General features: G+C 62.0%; 17 protein-coding genes. 10 read left to right on the forward strand and 7 right to left on the reverse strand.

The window, feature by feature from the left end:
- Nucleotides 1-102 precede the first annotated feature (102 nt).
- Together JF886_RS16870 and JF886_RS16875 are read left to right on the forward strand one after the other, a co-directional pair.
- Nucleotides 103-621, forward strand: a complete 519-nt coding sequence (locus JF886_RS16870) for a sortase (RefSeq protein WP_350340585.1) — start codon at nucleotides 103-105, stop codon at nucleotides 619-621.
- 220 nt (nucleotides 622-841) lie between these two features.
- Nucleotides 842-1,258, forward strand: a complete 417-nt coding sequence (locus tag JF886_RS16875; protein WP_350340587.1) for an Ig-like domain-containing protein — start codon at nucleotides 842-844, stop codon at nucleotides 1,256-1,258.
- Nucleotides 1,259-1,743: 485 nt separating this feature from the next.
- Here JF886_RS16875 and JF886_RS16880 read toward each other — a convergent pair whose 3' ends face one another.
- The 6 genes from JF886_RS16880 to JF886_RS15950 form a co-directional block, all read right to left on the reverse strand.
- Complete coding sequence (locus tag JF886_RS16880) at nucleotides 1,744-2,706, reverse strand: glycosyltransferase family 2 protein (RefSeq protein ID WP_350340586.1); 963 nt, start codon at nucleotides 2,704-2,706, stop codon at nucleotides 1,744-1,746.
- Complete coding sequence (locus JF886_RS15930) at nucleotides 2,660-3,655, reverse strand: glycosyltransferase family 4 protein (protein WP_337314260.1); 996 nt, start codon at nucleotides 3,653-3,655, stop codon at nucleotides 2,660-2,662. Before JF886_RS15930 ends, JF886_RS16880 begins: the two co-directional genes overlap by 47 nt.
- Nucleotides 3,656-3,747: 92 nt before the next feature.
- Nucleotides 3,748-5,304, reverse strand: a complete 1,557-nt coding sequence (locus tag JF886_RS15935; RefSeq protein ID WP_337314238.1) for a lipopolysaccharide biosynthesis protein — start codon at nucleotides 5,302-5,304, stop codon at nucleotides 3,748-3,750.
- Entirely contained in the window at nucleotides 5,301-6,662 is a 1,362-nt protein-coding gene (locus tag JF886_RS15940; protein WP_337314240.1) for a hypothetical protein, read from the reverse strand. The genes JF886_RS15935 and JF886_RS15940 overlap by 4 nt, the downstream gene beginning before the upstream one ends.
- A gap of 140 nt (nucleotides 6,663-6,802) precedes the next feature.
- Nucleotides 6,803-7,843, reverse strand: coding sequence for a glycosyltransferase (locus JF886_RS15945; RefSeq protein WP_337314242.1), 1,041 nt, complete (start codon nucleotides 7,841-7,843; stop codon nucleotides 6,803-6,805).
- A 196-nt stretch (nucleotides 7,844-8,039) separates the two neighbouring features.
- On the reverse strand, nucleotides 8,040-8,807 hold the full coding sequence (locus JF886_RS15950; RefSeq protein ID WP_337314244.1) for a class I SAM-dependent methyltransferase: 768 nt from the start codon (nucleotides 8,805-8,807) through the stop codon (nucleotides 8,040-8,042).
- A gap of 418 nt (nucleotides 8,808-9,225) precedes the next feature.
- Here JF886_RS15950 and JF886_RS15955 point away from each other — a divergent pair, with 418 nt between their 5' ends.
- From JF886_RS15955 to JF886_RS15975, 6 genes are all read left to right on the forward strand, one after another.
- A complete protein-coding gene (locus JF886_RS15955; protein ID WP_337314246.1) occupies nucleotides 9,226-10,209 on the forward strand; it encodes a CgeB family protein in 984 nt (327 codons plus the stop codon).
- A gap of 284 nt (nucleotides 10,210-10,493) precedes the next feature.
- A complete protein-coding gene (locus JF886_RS16885) occupies nucleotides 10,494-11,213 on the forward strand; it encodes a class I SAM-dependent methyltransferase (protein ID WP_350340588.1) in 720 nt (239 codons plus the stop codon).
- Between the two features lie 152 nt (nucleotides 11,214-11,365).
- Nucleotides 11,366-12,016: a class I SAM-dependent methyltransferase gene (locus JF886_RS15960; RefSeq protein WP_337314262.1), complete on the forward strand. Its 651-nt coding sequence runs from the start codon at nucleotides 11,366-11,368 to the stop codon at nucleotides 12,014-12,016.
- Nucleotides 12,013-13,041 (forward strand): Gfo/Idh/MocA family protein, encoded by a 1,029-nt coding sequence (locus JF886_RS15965; protein ID WP_337314248.1) that lies wholly within the window; start codon nucleotides 12,013-12,015, stop codon nucleotides 13,039-13,041. The genes JF886_RS15960 and JF886_RS15965 overlap by 4 nt, the downstream gene beginning before the upstream one ends.
- A complete protein-coding gene (locus tag JF886_RS15970) occupies nucleotides 13,038-13,673 on the forward strand; it encodes an acyltransferase (protein ID WP_337314250.1) in 636 nt (211 codons plus the stop codon). Before JF886_RS15965 ends, JF886_RS15970 begins: the two co-directional genes overlap by 4 nt.
- Nucleotides 13,670-14,797, forward strand: coding sequence for a DegT/DnrJ/EryC1/StrS family aminotransferase (locus JF886_RS15975; protein ID WP_337314252.1), 1,128 nt, complete (start codon nucleotides 13,670-13,672; stop codon nucleotides 14,795-14,797). Before JF886_RS15970 ends, JF886_RS15975 begins: the two co-directional genes overlap by 4 nt.
- Before the next feature lie 28 nt (nucleotides 14,798-14,825).
- On the opposite strand, the gene JF886_RS15980 is transcribed toward JF886_RS15975, so the two are convergent.
- Nucleotides 14,826-15,890 carry a glycosyltransferase family 2 protein gene (locus JF886_RS15980; RefSeq protein WP_337314254.1) on the reverse strand — a complete coding sequence of 355 codons (1,065 nt, stop codon included), beginning with the start codon at nucleotides 15,888-15,890 and terminating at the stop codon, nucleotides 14,826-14,828.
- A gap of 137 nt (nucleotides 15,891-16,027) precedes the next feature.
- Here JF886_RS15980 and JF886_RS15985 point away from each other — a divergent pair, with 137 nt between their 5' ends.
- Nucleotides 16,028-17,239, forward strand: a complete 1,212-nt coding sequence (locus JF886_RS15985) for a DegT/DnrJ/EryC1/StrS family aminotransferase (protein WP_337314256.1) — start codon at nucleotides 16,028-16,030, stop codon at nucleotides 17,237-17,239.
- A 13-nt stretch (nucleotides 17,240-17,252) separates the two neighbouring features.
- The gene (locus JF886_RS15990; protein WP_337314258.1) at nucleotides 17,253-17,849 is read left to right on the forward strand and encodes a sugar transferase; all 597 of its coding nucleotides are present in this window, start codon (nucleotides 17,253-17,255) and stop codon (nucleotides 17,847-17,849) included.
- Nucleotides 17,850-18,126: the final 277 nt, after the last annotated feature.

The raw sequence follows: 18,126 nt of genomic DNA on the forward strand, positions 1-18,126 counted from the left end.
GACTACCATGGATCGCAAGTGCCCGAAACTGAATCGCAGCGCGTCCGACGGCGAAGGCCAATACGGCGTGCAACCCGAGCGCAGAGGCAAGTTGTCTCAGTTATGGCCCTCGCGGCCGTCGTGGGCATCGTGGCCTTGGGGGTGGCTCTGCGGTCTGGGCCAAGTGAGTCCCCCTTCACCGCATCAGCTCCGCCTCTAGCCCTCCCCAGTGGGGCGACAGCCTCCCCGACCTCACCCGGCAGTGCGAACGGGCCCGTTCGGCTCGAGGCGCCCGCCGGTGGGATCGATCTCGCGGTGGTCGAAGGGGACGGGGTTCACGTCCCCCTCAACTTGGCAGCGCACTATCCGGGGACGGCCGAACCCGGTCCATCTGGGAACGCCGTCTACTACGCCCACGCACAGCCCGGCATGTTCCTCGGCCTTTACCGGCTCCATTTGGGCGACCCGGTCCGGGTCGTTCAGAGGGACGGAACTGCAATGACTTTCCACGTTGCCGCCTTCAAGAGAGTGGCTTTCAATGACCGCTCGGTGCTGGCGCCCACCCCATTTGGCGAACTCACGCTTCTCACCTGCACATCATACGACCCCTATACGCCCCGATTCATCGTGATCGCCACATAGATTCATCGTGATCGCCACATAGACGTTACTCACTATTGACCCTCCGCGCGGCGGGCGTGGTACCCTGCCTCCTGAATCGCCTGTGGCCGGGAGGAAGGACTTGAGCCCCGTCAGCACTACCCCACGTCGCCTTCGCGTCTTTGGCGCTTCCTTGGCTGTGGCCGCGTTCTCCCTCGTGGGTACTGCGGCGGTCGTGAGCGCCTATACGCCGCCTGGGAGCGTGCTGGGAACGACCCAGTCCTGTTCGAGCACCAATCAAGGTTCCAGCTGTCAGTTGCAGTTCAACCTCAAGGACGCGAATGGCAATCCAGTTTGTAATGCGACTGTTACGTTCACTGTCAACGGGGTTGCTGGATCGAAGGTGCGGCCGACGACGAGCACCACCGATTGCAATGGCAATGTGGGGGCCGCATTTACTGCCGGTACAGGCTGTGGCACCGCCACCATAACTGCCTCCAGCCCCCCGGCGAGCACGCAGACCACGATCCAGGTTCCGTGTAACTCCGGTGGAACCCTCCCGAACACCAGCACAAACGCGCCCAATGCGCCGATGTGGCCTCCCGCGCTAATCGCTCTGGCACTGTTCGTCGTGGCAGGATGCGGTCTGACACTCAGGCGGATGCGCGCCACGACCTGATGTCGGCGCGAGGGCTGTTTGGCTCTCCTGACGCGGTCGAGGTCATCCCGGGCCTGTACATCGGTTCAGCTCCGGGGCGGCGCTTGGTTCGCATGATGGTCCGGGCTGGAGTTTCGTGTGTGGTGGACCTGCGGGCTGCTGGCCGCCCGGACTCGCCCTGGCCGGACGAGGTTCAGGTCCTCGCCTGTCCCCTGGCAGAATACGCAGCCCCCGACGTCGCAACCGTCGCGGAGATCAGCAGACAAGTGGCGTTGCTGATCGAAGGAGGGGGAGTTGCATTCCTGCACTGCCGCGCGGGAGTCCAGCGGGCACCCTTGGTGGCATGTTCCGTGCTGATGCAGATGGGTTGGGGCCTTCCCGCGGCATTTCGCCTGGTTGCGTCCCGGCGCACGCAATCGGCGATGAGCGACCAGCAACTGGAGGTTCTCAGGACGTTAGAGCGCCGCCTCGCGAGCGAGCGCGTCGACGGGAAGTCTGCGCCCGCGCTACCTTGACGCAACACCCAAGGCTCGGCGCCGAAGGCTGCGGATCCTTCGGGCGAGCTGCGGTGGGAGCCAGCTCAACGCCAACCATAACCAGAGGCGAGTTTGGACCGGCTGCAGGCGCAAGGCGCTTAAGAAGTGGCCCCTCGCCTCGCCGGCGTCACCACCCCTGAGTGCTTGTGTTCCACGATGCATGGCCATCCCGGCCAAAGCGGCGGCTGGAATGTCATCTGTGTCAGGTGGAAACAGCTCTCTGAGCACGTCGAGCATGTCGAGGTAGAGCGTGGCGTCTCCGCGCATGCGGAGGGTGTCCAAGTCTTCAAAGCGTGTCGCATGCGCAGCGGGGACGGTGACCCCGGGTTGTGTGCGGAGGAGAGCGAGCCACAACGCCCAGTCCTCACAACCGGCAGCGAGCCTGAGGCCCTCGCGGAAGCCACCGTGAGACATGGCAGCCTCTGCGAGAACAACAGTCGCCGACGTCGTGATGCTGTTGTGAATGAGAATTTTCTGAAATCCCCGGTGGTCTATGCGTGCGGCAGGGACTCTCCGACTCCCGTCGTCACGAATCACGAAAGCCTTGCCTGTGTAAAGCGCGGCACTGGGATGTCGACGTATTGCGCGCTCCATTGCCGCAAGAAAGCCGGGGTCCCAACTGTCGTCGCAATCCAGGAAGGCGACGTACGGACTTGCTGCCAAGCGAAGACCAGCGTTTCGGGCAGCTGCCGCCCCCCGGCGAGGTTCAGGGACGACGATCAATCGCGACCGCGTTGCAGGAAGGACTTCCTGAAGACGCGAGTCGGGTTCGTTATCGATGACGACGATTTCGTTCGGAGCAGGGTTCTGACGGTCAACGCTCGCGACAGCACGCGCAACTGTAGCCCTCCCTCGATACACCGGGATGACCACACTGAAGCGGACCTCAGCCGAAACGCTCATAGACCTCGATGGTACGGCGCACGGCCTCATCCCAGCTATAGCCTGAGGCGCGCTCCCTGCCGCGCGACCGCAAGCTCGCCGCCAGGTTCGAATCGCTGAGAATCGCCCGGATGCAGGCGGCTAGATCACTGGGCTCCTCGGTCTCAAACAACACCGCCGCGTCACCGACAACCTCAGGATGACTACCGGCCTTCGATGCGATTACGGGGCAGCCGGCGGCCATGGATTCGATGACGGCAAGGCCAAAGCCCTCATAGAACGAGGGGCAGATGCTCACCTCTGCAGCCGCGAGAAGGTTGGCTACGTCTTGGCGTTCCAGGAATCCGGCGGCAATGATTGGCACGCCCGCATTCGCTGCAGGTTTCAGCGCTTCCGGAATCCGATCCGTCTGCGTGACCACCAGCGCCAGCTCAACCCCAGCGGCGTGCACGACCTCCAGGGCGCGTCCCAGCGTTCCTAGGTTCTTACGCAATCCGACCCCCGATGCGCTTACCGCGACGGGGAGAGAATCTGACACACCGAGTTCCTTTAGGAGCGCCCGCCCCAAGGACCGGTCCGCCCTGCGGAACTCGTCTGCCGGCCCCAGCGGGATGATGTCCGGCCTGACAGTGGGTCGAAGGTGGCGCACGACGTCTTCGGCGGTGTTCTCCGACAGAACTAGGATTGCCCTGGCGGATCGCGCGTATTGCCTGAGGAGGCCGTTGTAGTACAGCCGAAAGTGCGGCGAGTACCGATGTGGGTGCAGCAGTGTGTCAAGGTCGTGCACGTTGATGATGAGAGGGCAAGCTGCGCGCCAAGGACCCTCGTACCAAGGTATGTGAAGGAACGAGGGCCGACGTAATGATGCCCAGCGGGGCAGCGCTATCTGTTCGAACAGCAATTTACGCCGTCGCTGCATTAGGTCACGAACAACGGGAGAGCCCGTTTCCCGCACAGTGAGGCCACTACCACAGATGAATGAAGGGCAATCCGAACCCATCGCTGCGGGCAAGCGGTCGCGGAAGACGGACGCGTACTGGCCAATCCCGGTCCACGGCACCGCCGCACGCCGGACGTCGAGGGCGCCCGCCTTCACAGGTGACGGCGTCGCAGCCCCGCCATCGCAGCCAGCGGAGAGGAACGGAACAGCTCGCCGATCTCTGCCCTCGTCATCATTCGAAGGTACGCCGCCAATGCGATGTATGTGGCGCCTGCCGCTAGGCTGGCGGCCCATGTCGCAGGTGGCACCTTAGCGGCCTGGAGAGTGACGATCACGGTCGCACCGACGAGCAGCGCCCCGCTGCAGGCTACAGCGCACCGCCCGAGTGCGGCTAGCCAAGTAGCGCGAGTCCCTTGGCCAAGTATCAGGTCAGCTCGGAGGACAAGATATGCGAACGACAGCGCGAATCCCGCCAAGACCGCGGCGGCGATACCCGTGATGCCGGCGAGTGCGTGGAGGGGTAACAGGGCCACCGTGATCGACGCCGCAAGCAATCCCTTGAATTGGACGACAACCCGCATCTGGCCGGTCCCGGTACCCATGCTAGTGATGATGCCCGGAAGTGTGTAGAGCAACAGCGCGCCAGTCAACAGGCGCAGCGGCCACGCCAGTCCGGATCCAGGAGAGCCCAGCCAGACCACTAGGAACTCCGGGCCGGCGATCATGACCATGATGAAGATGAGACCCGCCGCGCCCGCCATGTAGCGCGTGCCGCGGGCAAATAGCGCGACCAAGGAGTTCGCGGACCCCGCAGCCGCGTGCCTGGCCGCGGAGGGTATAAGGGGTGGGAGCAACGGTAAGAGTAGCGCGAACGCCGCCATCGGTAACCGAAGCGCGATGTCGAAGCGAGCTGCAGAAGCTGCCCCGCCGACGATGCCTGCAACCACCTTTGGAGCCTGCAGCACGTAGAAGTCCGCGGTATTAGCTAGCTGGACCAGACTGCCGAAGCGAAGAAACGCACCAAAGCCGACGCGCTCATGCAACTCGATGGGGGAGTGGGCCGGGAGATAGCGAGCCACCGCAATTCCCATCCATGCGATCTGGACGACATACATGGTGGCCACAGCCGATAGGAGACCGATGGTGCCCCAGTGCTCGCGCATCGCCACGACTAGCAGAGAAGCGTACGGGATTTGGCTGATCACCACGGCCGTATTGGCATGGCTTAAGCGCTGGAGTCCGAGCAGAGTGGCGGACAGGACTATGGAGAGATTCGAGACCGCGAAGAGGCAAATCCCGCCTACCCAAAGTACCTGTGCGTCCGCCGTTACGCCTCGCGGGAGGGCGAACCAAGCCGTTACTTGAGCTGTCAGCGGCAGCAGGATCAGGGCGACGACGAGGGACAGGCCGAGGTAAAACCCTGCTCCCATTCGCAGGATCCGTGTGGCGCCCTGGCGATCCCCTCTTGCGGCAGTTACTGCAACGAAACGGGTTATCACGCTAGCCATTCCGAAGTCGATCAGAAATTGGCTGTTGGTGACTACTGCGACGATCGTCCACAACCCGAACAAGTTAAGGCCGAGGAGGCTCAAGACTACTGGGAGCGTGAGCAGACCGACGAATCGGGCAATGAAAACCTGCACTGTGCCGGAAAGCACACCGGACACCATCCGACGGGCGTAGTTTGGTGGAGTCGAGGGGATGCTCACGGAGGTGAGGGCGATCGGGGTCGGGCGCGAACGAGTTCAGTAGCGCGCGGGCTTAGATCGGCTGACCGCGGTGAATGCGGTTTGAAGGCCTGGACGGGCGTGAGGCGTGTGTTGGCGCGCATCAAGGCTCCCTCGCTCATGACGATCATGATCCCCAGCATCGTTCCCATGAAGGTAGTGCCCTCGACTGTGGCAAAGGTGTTGATGACGAGGTTGAGTGATGTGAAGCACGCGATAGCAGCAATCAATCCGACGGCGGCCGCAGCGTCGGCTGATCCCCTTCGCGCCACCTGCCGTAGAGGACGTATGGGTGTCAGTGCAGCGAACAAGGTAAGCAGTAGCAGCGGAAGGCCACCCTTCAGAATCAACCAAGCCCAACCCATGTGCACGTATCCTGTCACTGGCAAGCTGGAGGTAATCGGGGAGTGGAACATGGCGCCCAATCCCCGTCCCCCCAGCAGGGTGGCGATGTCGCCATGTCCAATGGCGGCCACCGCGTCCGCCCAGCGCAGCGACAGTTGACTTGAGCCGACGTCAGATCCGCCGGTCAGGCGACGGAAAGCGGCTGCACCTACGCTGAATTGGGATTGCCCAACAGTGAGCGTGAATAGGAATGCTGTCCCAAGGAGCGCACTGAGGAGTTGCAGGCTGAGCACGCCCTGACGCCGCTGGCCGCCGACGGCAAGGCCCACGGCAACGACAATACCGATGGCGACACCCCCCAAAAGGGTGCGGGTATAGCTCAATGTCAATCCAAAGACCATGATCGGAAGGCTGACTGTGAAAAACAGTGCTCGAAGGCCACGCGCGGTGCGCAGCATTCCGACCGCAAGCGGAATCGCCACGGCGAGGATCATGTCGCCGCCGTTAACGATGATTCGCTGCACCTGAAATTGCGGGTTGACGAAGCTGTACAGCCCCGTTGTACGGCCAGTCACGTCACCCGCAGATCCGACCAAGATGGCCTTTGACGCCGCGAGCAGGCCAGCCACCACAAGCCAGGTTGCCGCGGCCATTAGGTCTCGCCGACGAAGGCTGAAAAGGACGGTGGCGGCCATGGCAACCATCGGCAGGATTAGGAAACCGTCCTGCCGAACACTACCGACGTCGTTCCCGACGATCATACCGAGTCCCGCAAAGGCCAAGACGGGTAATGGAAGCAACGCTACCACGCGGCCCTTTGGCATAGGTGGAGCAGCTGCCGGCACTAGCCGGCGGAGCACGAAAAGGCGCGCACCAGATATCAGGCAGATGGCGGTGACCACGAGATAAACAGCCGGCACCGTGATTCCGCCGATCACCGCGCCGGTCGTTGCGTCGGACCCGAAGATTGCCATGAAAAGGAACGGGACTGTCAACGGCCAATGGCCCCCTCGACAGCACAACACCAGCGCAACGACCCCCCCGATGGCAGCTAACGTGACTGCTGGCTGGACGGCCATGCTCACGGCCAAGACGGCCGCGATGGCGGCCCCGCCTGTTATGACGAAGGCGCGTTTCATGTGATGTCCTCGCTCTCGCTCCGTGCCTGGCCCAGCCCCGTCGCTCGGCCGCTCGTGCTGCCTAAAAGGCTCGTTGTTCCCAAGACGTCCTGGTAAGCGGCTAGCAACCCCTCCCGGTGAGCCGCGAAACCGTGATTGCGCCGCACCCAACCTCGGCCCAACTCGGCAAGAGACTTGACCCGCGCCGCGTCCTCACGAAGCGATCGTAGTGCTGCCACGATGTCAGCGGCAGTCGCTACGGGGACCACGGGCGGCGGGTCATCCGCGTACAAGGTCTGATCCAGATTGGTTAGCAACGGGCGGCCACTAGCCATTGCTTCGAGCTCGCTCAGGCTGAGAATGCCCTGCCGCATCTGGCCGATAACGACGTCGAAGCGTTCCAACACATCCGGCACGGCACTGTGAGGAACCCGATCAATGAACTCGACGGCGTGGCCATAGCGATGCTTGTATTCTTCCGCCCACGGACCCCAGTAGATCGCGGTCAGTTCACACTCCTGGGCGATTTCCTCAATTCCATCGAAGATCAGCTGAACGCCCTTTATGGGCTCCAACCTCGCGAAGATCAGCGCCCGCTTGATGCTGTCAGGCACCGTATATCTCTCGGGTATGGGCACAGGGTTTCCCAGCAGTCGTGCGCGGGATGTCCAAGGGCTTATGTAGGACGCGAGGTTAGGAGTCACGTACAGGACGGCTTTTGCTCGGTGCAGCGTCCAGTGGCCCATCCAACGCATGAGAGCTCGGTTGAAATTTTGGTGGAGATCGGAGCCGTGAGCGTGGAGCACTAATGGCAGCCCGGCCAGCAGTGACACAAACCCCTGTGAGACGAAATGTACATGGGCAAGGTCATATCGACCACGTCGCAGCCGCATGATCACAGGCAGGTACGCCGCGAGCCGCAAAGGCATGATGAGCAGCTTGAAGGGGCGCCTCCAGGATGCACCTAGCCACGGAAGTTGCAAGTAGTCCACCTCAAGGCCGTCGCCCCGCAGGATATCGAGTTCAACGAGCGCCACTCCCGCGACGTCGTTGACCATGGCGATGCGGAAGGGGTTGGGGCCGCGTGCCTGGAGGCCAACGGGCCACTGGGACCCAGGTCGAGCTGCGCCTCTGGCCTTACGAAGGGTATGCGGTCTTTGGTTCTGGCGCAAGCCGGACCGGGCGAGCTTTTCGCGCACGCTACCTGTGCCGGCCAGCGGCGTCAGACGAGAAGCGCTCGGGTCCACACTGGAGCTACTTTGTGGCCAGTAGAAGAGTCGCGCAGGGAGGTCCGTTCTCTCGTCGCTTGCGCGCCGCGTTGACGAGCAATCGACCTACGTACGCATCCAGCCGCTGGCGCGCGGGTTTAGGAAGTTGGGCTTTGTATCGGAGAAACTTACCCACGCGGTATCGGCCTACCCCCAGCCACGTAGGAGCATCCAAGGAATCCCAGAGCGAGCACAGCTCGCCGCTGAGATACGGGATGACGACCGTCTTTTGAAAGCCGGCGACCCTCAACTTCGCAACCCAATCGTCCGACGACCAGAGATTGTGATGGATCAGTTGTCGGCGCCGACCCTCGGCGTACCGAGCGGAATGAACGAGGAGATGGTCATTCATCGCCACGAGTGGGACTGTCGCCACAAGGTGCCCTCCGGGCTTCAGAGCGCGCATGCAGCCCGCCAACACGTCTTCGACGCCGGCAATGTGCTCCAAGACGCAGTTCGCTAACACCGTGCCGTAGTCCTGCGCTTCGGTCAGCGACCTCGCATCCTGGCACAACACTCGACCGTACACCCCGTCAGCTTGACGCGCTCGCTCGACAGCGGATGGCTCGATATCGATGGCTGTCTCTACATGTCCCAGTGCCAGGCGGGTGAAGGTTCCGTCGCCGCATCCGAGCTCGAGCACCGGGCGTTCCAGGGGCGTATCCGTCCAGACTCTTCGCACCGCGTCCACTTCCAGGAGACGCCACAGCGCGCCGGACGGTGAGAACCCCTGGTTGAGCAACTCCGTCGCCACGGACGTATCAGCATCAACTCCACGGACGGGGGATTGGGGTCGTGGAGTCACTCCGCCCTGCCAGCAGCGCGGAGGCTGGAACTCATGAACGCTGCGCTCGTCCGGATGATCCTGCTTGGGGCGAGGCGGAGCGAATCCAGCTCGTCACGCGGTACTCCTCAGGAGGCTGATCGACCGTCGATGATATGCTATATCTGTAGGCACAGGCACACGCCAATGAAGCGAGGAACGGGGTACTCTTGGTGGAACACCAAGGGTGGGCGCCTCCCCCGATGGCCGAGTTCGGTTTTGGCAAATCGTCACCTGACAGGCACTTTGAGCACCGCTCGCAGTTGACAGCAGCATGAGTTATCGCGTCATCCGGCCCACACCGCGCGGCGGAGCCTACATATACGTCGTGGATAGTTGGTCGCGAGCGATGCGTGCCCTGGGTTGGGAGGTGCTTCACTGGGACGGCACTGAGCCGGAAGCCACCTTCGGGGGCTTTCAGCCGGACCTGTACATGGCCGACGTACGTTATCGGCATCGCGTGCCACGTTGGCTCCGTCAGGGCCGCTGTCAGGTGGTCATGACGGTAGATCAATGGGCCACACCATGGGCTTTTCCCGTGCTTGCTGACTATGGTTATCAAACAACCCGCGCTCACATTCGCTGGGTGCGACGGCTGGATCCGGTCGTCCTCTATCACCATGCATCGCCGAACGGCATTGAACGAGGATGGAGTAACTGGCAACGACGTGAAGGCCGCCGCGTGATTTCTCTGCAGCTTGCAGGTGACCCCTTGACTTTCCACCCGGTCAACCCGCGTGACGATCTGCGATGCGACGTCGGCTACATGGGGCAGTACAATCCATACAAGGCGCCGGGACTCCATGAGTATCTGCTGAGCTACGCTGATCGCTACAGAACGGTCATATTTGGAAGCGGATGGCCAGCAGGAAAAGCCGCAGCAGAGTCGGTTAGCCCATCCCGGCGCAATGCGTTCCTCGCGTCGGCAACCGTGGTGCCGTGCGTTCATGAGCCTCACGGCCGGATCTACGGAGTCGAGGTAACAGAGCGTCTGTACAAGGTCCCCCTTGCGGGGGGGTTCACCGTCACCGATCCAGTCTCCTGCATCTACGACGAGCACTTCTTCGGCGACGACGAGATTCTAATGGCCAACGACGGCAGGGAAATGGCCGAGATAGTTAAGCACTTCCTACATCATCCAGACGAGCGAGGTCCGTTCATTCAGCGCGCACGGGACCGCGTTCTGGCTCAGCACACCTACTTTCACCGGATCGCTGAGTTGATGACCGCGCTGGGACGGAGTGAGGAGGCTCAGTGCGCACGGATCTACGTCGGCGAGAACTTCCGTACATCGGCACCTGCTCCGGCCAACCCAATCCCACCAAAAACATGAAGCCCATACCGGCAGTCGCCCGGATCCGCGTCGCATGTCCGTGGTGTCACGGCAGAACCGGTCGGTCCGTCCTGTCCGGGGCCGATCATTACACGGGTGAAGCCGGCTTCCACGTCCTCCGATGTTCCAGTTGCGGCCTCATGTACACGAGTGCGCGCCCAACGGAAGAAGATCTTCACCGCTTCTATCCTCGCGAATACTACGAGACATTACCGAGGGCGCTGGCACACGCGCCAGTGGGCCCCGGCCGATCAGCCGTGTTGAAGGCGGTGTTTGGGTATCCGATGGAGGCCGGCGGTGGTCCACTCCGTCGCTGGTTTGCCAGGGCTGCAGCCGCCGCAGCGGGCCGGGACGCCAGCCACATTCCGTGGGTCCCCGGCGGCCGACTTCTGGAGGTCGGCTCGGGTCGTGGCGCGGTTTTGGCGGAGTATCGACAGCTGGGCTGGGAGGTCGTGGGTGTCGAGCCCGCGGCACGGGGCGTGGAACTGGCTCGATTGACAGGGCTCGACGTCCGACTCGGTAAACTGGGTGAACAGTCCTTTCCCATTGCGTGCTTTGATGCCGTGGTCCTCAATCATGTTCTCGAGCACGTTTCAGATCCGCGCTCTCTCTTGGCCGAAGTCCATCGAGTGCTGAAGCCAGGCGGCTGGATCTTGGTCCGACTGCCGAATGCCGAGTCATGGGAGGCTCGCGTGTACCGCGAGGATTGGTGGTCTTGGGAGCTGCCGCGCCATCTCATCCACTTCTCTCCACCAACTCTGCACATGGTCCTTGCGGCTGCCGGCTTCCGAATCGTCCGCATGCGCACTGAGCTGCGTCCGGCTAACCTGGGGTTAAACGCCCGATGGGCGGCTCACAGGCGTTGGGGGCGTCGGATTGATCCCCGGCTCTTTACCGCGGTGCTTCTACCCTTGGGAGCAGCGGCGTCTTGGCGCGGTCGAGGGGGCGACCTTGCCGCTTTGGCGCAGCGCATGCCGGATTGTGCTAAAGCCTTGGATGGATGAGGGTGACAGGAGCACCATCACGCAAGACGCCGCTGGCTGAGGATCTGGCGACAAGGGTCGCGCTGGAGGAGGAGAGCCTCAGGGTGCGGTATGCACGGCGGAGGCGCGTTGACGCGACTGAGCACTACGGACCGTTCGACGCCGCGGCGGTGATGGCCGTGCAACAGCGAGACCGAATCCTCCTGAATCGCCTACGACGGCAGGGCATGAAGAGTCTCGCGTCCGCACAGATTCTGGACGTCGGATGTGGAAACGGAGTCGAGCTGGTTCGCCTACTACCCTTCGGCGCTCGGCCGGAGAACCTGCACGGGATTGACCTGCTCCCTCAGCGGGTGCTCGCAGCCCGGTCGCTGCATCCAGCCATGGACATCCATGAGGCGAGTGCGGCCGCTCTTCCCTGGCCCGACCATCACTTCGATATCGTGGTTCAGTACACAATGCTCAGTTCAGTCCTCGACAGCGTCGTACGCCGGCGCGCCGCGTTGGAGATGGGGCGCGTCCTACGCCCAGGTGGCATCGTACTCTGGTATGACTTTGTCCTGAACCCGCTCAATCGTGATACGCACGCACTCCGAAAACGCCAGGTCTATGAGCTGTTCCCGGGATTCCAGGTCTGGCTGCAGCGGACGACACTCGCTCCGCCTATCGCGCGGTTTGTGGTGCCGCGATGGCCCGCCATCGCACACGGTCTCCAAGCGATCTCGCCGCTGCGAAGTCACCTGGTGGGTGTTCTGACCAAGCCCGCTGGACGCGACGCGCCCCAGTGCGCCGTGGCCGACGCCAGCAGGGTGGCTGAGAGGTGATCGGCGTTGGCCTTGTTGGCACCGGTTACTGGGGCATCAACCTCTGTCGTTCGCTAGCGCAGAACCGGGACGTTCGCTTGACTTGGCTCTGCGACCAAAATCCCGCCGCTCTGGCACGCGCTTCTAAGTTCGCTCCGGCAGCGCAGACCTCGAGCGACCTCGACCGAGTGCTCGAGGACCAATCGCTCGATGCAGTCGTACTGGCAACTCCTGCCGCGACGCACGCACCCCTCGGCCTGCGCGCGCTCGCCGCGAACAAACATCTTCTGGTCGAGAAGCCGTTAGCCATGACCACGCGCGATGCTGAAGGGATGTGTCGTGAGGCCGAGCGGCGGCAGCTCATCCTGATGGTTGGGCACACCTATCTTTACAACCCAGCCGTACGTCGAATCAAAGAGATGTTGGAGGCGGGCGAGCTTGGTGACATTCGGTATGCATCGTGCCAACGCCTCAATCTTGGAATCGTGCGCAGCGACGTGGACGCCCTCTGGAATCTCGCGCCCCACGACCTGTCGATGCTGGAATACTGGTTGGGTCACCACGTCACCGGCGTTGCTGCGGTCGGGCATGCCTATCTACAGGCCGGCGTCGCCGATGTCGCGTTTGCCCACCTATGGTATGAGGGGGGAGCATCGGGGCACATCCACGTGAGCTGGCTGGATCCCGCGAAGGCGCGCCGGGCAACGGTCGTGGGGAGCAAACGAATGCTGATCTTTGACGACATGTCCGCGGACATGAGGCTGATGGTCTTCGACAAGGGCATCGATGCCGAAACGAGTGACCAGCCGATGGGAGGCTACAATTCATTCGCAGAGCATCGATTCCTAGTGCGAGCGGGCGATGCGTGGATGCCACGGGTCGACGGTACCGAGCCGCTTGCACTCGAGGTTGCCGCCTTCGTCGACAGCATCAAGACGGGGCGGCGGCCTCTGGCCGACGGCCGCCATGGTGCCGCGATTGTGAAGACGCTGGAGCGGATTTCAGGGGCCATGATGATGACGCCGCCGAGGGCGGCGAGGGAATGACCACCACCACACATCGATGCTTTCCTAACGTCGATCTAGGCGAAGGGGTGGAGGTGGACGACTTCTGCGTACTTGGCAGACCTGGTCAGTCCACCCACCCAGGTACCCGCACGACGATTGGCCGAGACGGTTTACTGAGGTCTCACACTGTCATTTACGCGGGCGTACGTATCGGCGATCGATTCCAATCCGGCCACGGTGTGCTGATACGTGAGTTCACGCGTATAGGCGACGACTGCTCAATCGGGACGTCGTCCGTCATCGAATTTTCCGTGGTAATCGGAGATAGGGTTCGACTCCATTCTCTGTGCTTCGTTCCAGAGCACTCGGTTTTGGAAGACGCCTGCTGGCTCGGTCCGGGGGTCGTCCTGACCAACTCTCGCTACCCGGCTTCGGTTCGATCGAAGCAAACACTGTCGCCAGTTCACGTCGGTACCGGCGCTCGAATCGGCGCAAACGTCACCGTCCTCCCGGGTGTGACCATCGGCTCGGGGGCATTTGTCGGAGCTGCGTCAGTGGTTACCCACGACGTACCTCCGCGCATGCTGGTGGTCGGCAGCCCCGCTCGGGTGCGCGGCCCGGTCGACGCGCTCCGAGACGTCGAGGGGGTAATTTATGGAGAGCAGAGATGACCACATCCACCGCCGCTAGCAGACGTATTCCACTCGTCGATCTCCCAGCTCAGCATCGAGACCTTGCGCCGGAGATCTCGGCTGCTATCGATCGAGTCTTCCAATCGTCGCACTTCATCTTGGGCGAGGAAGTCGCAGCGTTTGAGACGGAGTTTGCGGCGTTCTGCGAAGTGGACGAAGTCGTCGGGTGTGGGAATGGGACAGACGCGCTCGAGCTCGCTCTGTACGCGGTCGGGGTGCGACCTGGCGACGAAGTCATCACCGTCGCTCACACCTTCGCGGCGACAGCCGAAGCGATCGTTCGCTGTGGAGCTGTACCGCGGTTTATTGACGTGAGGCCAGACACCCTTCTCATGGACGTCGGCTGCATTGAGGACGCTATTACGAGTCGTACTGCCGCCATCGTTCCCGTCCATCTTTACGGCAGTTGTGTCGACATGCCCGCATTGATGCAGATCGCTGAGCGGCGCGGTCTGACGGTTGTGGAGGACGCCGCGCAAGCTCATGGGGCGCGTTGGGGCGGCCGCCGTGCAGGGTCCTTCGGAACTGCGGCGTGCTTCAGCTTTTACCCTGGAAAGAACCTCGGCGCATGCGGCGACGCCGGCGCCGTGGCGACGAACGACCGCCGTGTTGCAGACGGCATTCGCGGAGCCCGCGATCACGGCCGCGTAGGAAAGCATGAGCACGCGGTCGTGGGGCGTAACAGCCGAATGGACGCAGTACAGGCCGCAATCCTTCGCGTCAAGCTGGGGCACTTGGAACGATGGAATGAGCAGAGGAGGCAGCTCGCCTCGAGCTACAGCGCACTTCTATCCAACCTGCAGGTTTCGCCCGTTCTCGCATCGGCTGACTGTGATCCCGTCTATCACCTATACGTGGTCAGGGTGCCAGATCGCGATCGGGTGCGAGCCAACCTGGGATCCGAGGGGATCACGACCGGCATTCACTACCCAATCCCTCTGCATCATCAACCCGCATTTGCCGCGACCTCTAGTCCCCAGGTGCTTCCGGTGACTGAGAGAGCGGTAGAACACATCGTTTCTTTGCCGATGTTTCCCGAGCTGCCTGTGAGTGACGTGGAAAGGATCGCTACTTGTCTTTCTGCGAGCCTGACTGCTGGTTGAAGCAGGAGGAGAACTACCGATTCTGCGCTCATCGAGTCAGACGGGACATTGCATTGGGCGTGGGTCGCCTCATCAATACATTGCCCACCCCCATCACGAACCCAGCTCCATATCCAATATGAAAGCAAGTGAAAGTGGCTGGGAGAATCGGGAATAGATCCCAGCCATACGTCCGGGCCGTCCCGATCGACGCAATGCCCGTTACAGCGGTATACGGTATGCCGATTATTGTCAGAGGCATTGTGGCCCGGAGCCATGGATGCGCTGCGGCAGTGCCGTGCCTTCCTGCCTCTAACATCCTCCATCCGCTCACCAGCGACGCGATGCTCAGGCTTACGACAAATAGTGGGGGGATGATGTGGCGCGGCGAGGATATAGCTCGGTGCTTGCGAATGACATGGACCTTCCAGTAACCGTATTGCAGGTACTGACGGAAGAGTCCTACAAGACTCGATCGCGGCCGATACCATGATCTGATCCGCGGGGATTGCCAGATGGTCCCACCGGCATCGATAAGTCGAAGGTTGAGTTCGTCATCTTGATTGCGTATCAGGGCCTCGTCAAAGCCGCCAATCTCTTCGAACATCCTGCGGAGGTAGAACCCGCCCCATACGGACGGCGTCAGACCCTCGTAGCTGACGGAGTGCCACCGAGAGCCGCCCGCAGACAGCGGGCTGTGATGAGCGGCTGCGATCGCTCTCTCAATGTAAGTGTCTGGCTCCGCAATGACAACTCCACCCACGTTGTCCGCTTTGGTCGCCTGGGCAATTTCGAGGCATCTCGCCAAGTAGTCCGGAGCGTAGCGGTTGTGCGCACCCATGATCGCTACGTAGGTGCCGGTTGCTGCCTTGATACCTAGGTTCATCGCGGCGGGTGTGGTGACGAGTGGGTTTGGAATAACTCGTAGTCGACTATCCTCAGCGCGCAGACGATCGAGGATCGCCGATGTGCCGTCCGTGCTGAGGCCGTCTAGTACGATGACCTCAAGATCGGAAACGTCTTCCTGTGCAAGCACCGACCGAACGCACGCCTCGATTCGCAAGGCTTCGTCACGGCACGGGATGACCGCTGAAATCCGCGGCGCTTTGCTCATGTTGGGGCAGTCACCTCTTGCGGAGGCGCACATAAAGCGAGCCATCTATGCATGGCCGTCCGCACATGGGAAACCTTCGTGCTAAATGACTTGGCATAGTATAGGTAGTCAAGGGATCTGAGGGAGCTGCTAGTCACGTGACCGACCAAAACGACAGCGGGTCGTTGCTTCCGTTCGCCCCTCCGACCATCGGAGAGGACGAAATTTCTGAGGTTGTTGCCACGCTACGCTCGGGGTGGCTGTCGACGGGTCCCCGCGCCAGCCGGTTTGAGCGCGAGTTTGCTGATTTCCTAAAGGTGCCCTCGGCCTTGGCTTTGAACTCGGGGACTGCCGCGCTTCACCTCGCTCTCGTCGTGCTCGGTGTGGGCCCAGGCGACGCCGTCATCCTCCCCACAATGACCTTCTCGTCCGCAGCACATGTCATCGAGCATGTCGGCGCCCGCCCGCTATTTGTCGACATCGACCCTGTGACACTCATGGTGGATCTGAACAGCGTGGAGCGCCTCCTATCCGCTCAAGATGGCAATGGGCATGTTCGTGCCCTCATGCCAGTACATCTCTACGGGCAGGTCTGTGATCTGTCGCGAATTGACCACCTGGCCTCAGCGTATCGAGTCCACGTGGTAGAGGATGCTGCGCACGCGCTGCCGGCCCGGACCGCTGCGGGTATGGTGGGGGCGGCGAGGCTTCTTGATCCTGACGGACCGAACAACATGGTGGCTTTCTCCTTCTATGCCACTAAGAATGTCACGACCGGCGAAGGTGGAATGCTCACCGGGCCTGCGCATCTCGTGGCGCGAGCCCGGATTCTGAGCCTACATGGGATGACCCAAGATGCCCACGCTCGCTATGCGTCCGACGGTTCCTGGCATTACGACGTGGTAGCTCCAGGGTTCAAGTACAACCTGTCGGACCTACAGGCCGCCCTCGGGATCCATCAACTTGCGCGGCTGCCTCAGCATCACCTCCGGCGGCGCGCGATTGCCTCCCGATACGAGGCAGGGCTGATGGCCGTCGCCGAGGTGGAACGGCCATCTGCCGTGAATGAGGAGTCAAATGCTTGGCACCTCTATGCCATTCGATTGAACTTAGAGCAGTTGACCATCGATCGCGGACGTTTCATTGAGGAATTGCGGGCGCGCCGCATTGGGACGAGCGTTCACTTTATTCCCGTGCATATGCTGACCTATTACCGCGAGCGTTATGGCTACGTACCGGAGGACTTTCCCGTCGCGAAGAGGGAGTTCGCACGACTGATCTCCCTTCCAATGCACGCTGGCATGACTGACGGGGACGTCGACACAGTTATCGATGCTGTGGCGTCGGTTGCCCTGCGATATCGCCGATAATCGTCGGGCGAAGATGCCTCCACTAAAGCGCGCCATAGACATCGCCGTCGCGGCAGGCCTGGCGATAGCCTCGGCACCGGTGGTTGCTGCGGCCGTGTTTGTCGTGTGGAAGGAGCAATCAGGTCCGGTGTTTTACCGCGCCGTCCGTGTTGGACGCAGGGGTCAGCTCTTCACTCTCTACAAGCTCCGCACGATGGACGACCGGAGTCCCGACTCGCCGATCAGCATGCCGGGGGATGGCAGGGTTTCGGAGGCGGGGCGGTGGCTACGGAGAAGCAAGATCGACGAACTGCCACAACTGGTCAATGTGCTCCGTGGCGATATGAGTCTAGTCGGCCCACGGCCGGAGGATCCGCGGATTGTGGCCCACTACACCGAAAGGCAGCGCGGCGTGCTCAGCGTACGGCCCGGGATCACGAGCCCCGCATCGATTCTATTTCGCGATGAGGCGAGCTTTCTTCATGGCGCCACGCTGGCGGAGGTCGAACAGCACTATCTGATATCGCTGTTGCCGGCGAAACTTGAGATGGACTTGGACTACGTCGGCTCGCGGTCCAATATCCAAGATCTACTCATCCTCGTTAGGACAGTACGCGCTGTCCTGCGGTGAGAAGAGCGAGTCGCGCGCGCCGGCTCATTCGGTGATGCGGCGTGCTTAAGCTTCTACCCTGGTAAAACCTCGGCGCCTGCGGCGACGCGGGCTGTGACAACCAACGATCGTGCGGTTGGAGATACATCTCACTCTGAGGTCAAGTCCCCTGTAGTGGTGTGAATTCGCTGGAGTTCTCACAACGTCGGTGAGTTACGCGGCGAGCCCCTCCGTGAGCGGGTTGGTAAGCAACGGCGGTCCGTCGGGATGCAGCAAGCGAGCCATGGACTGCTGGCTG

It is taken from the genome of Candidatus Aeolococcus gillhamiae, from assembly GCF_016464765.1.
Lineage (GTDB): Bacteria > Chloroflexota > Dormibacteria > Aeolococcales > Aeolococcaceae > Aeolococcus > Aeolococcus gillhamiae.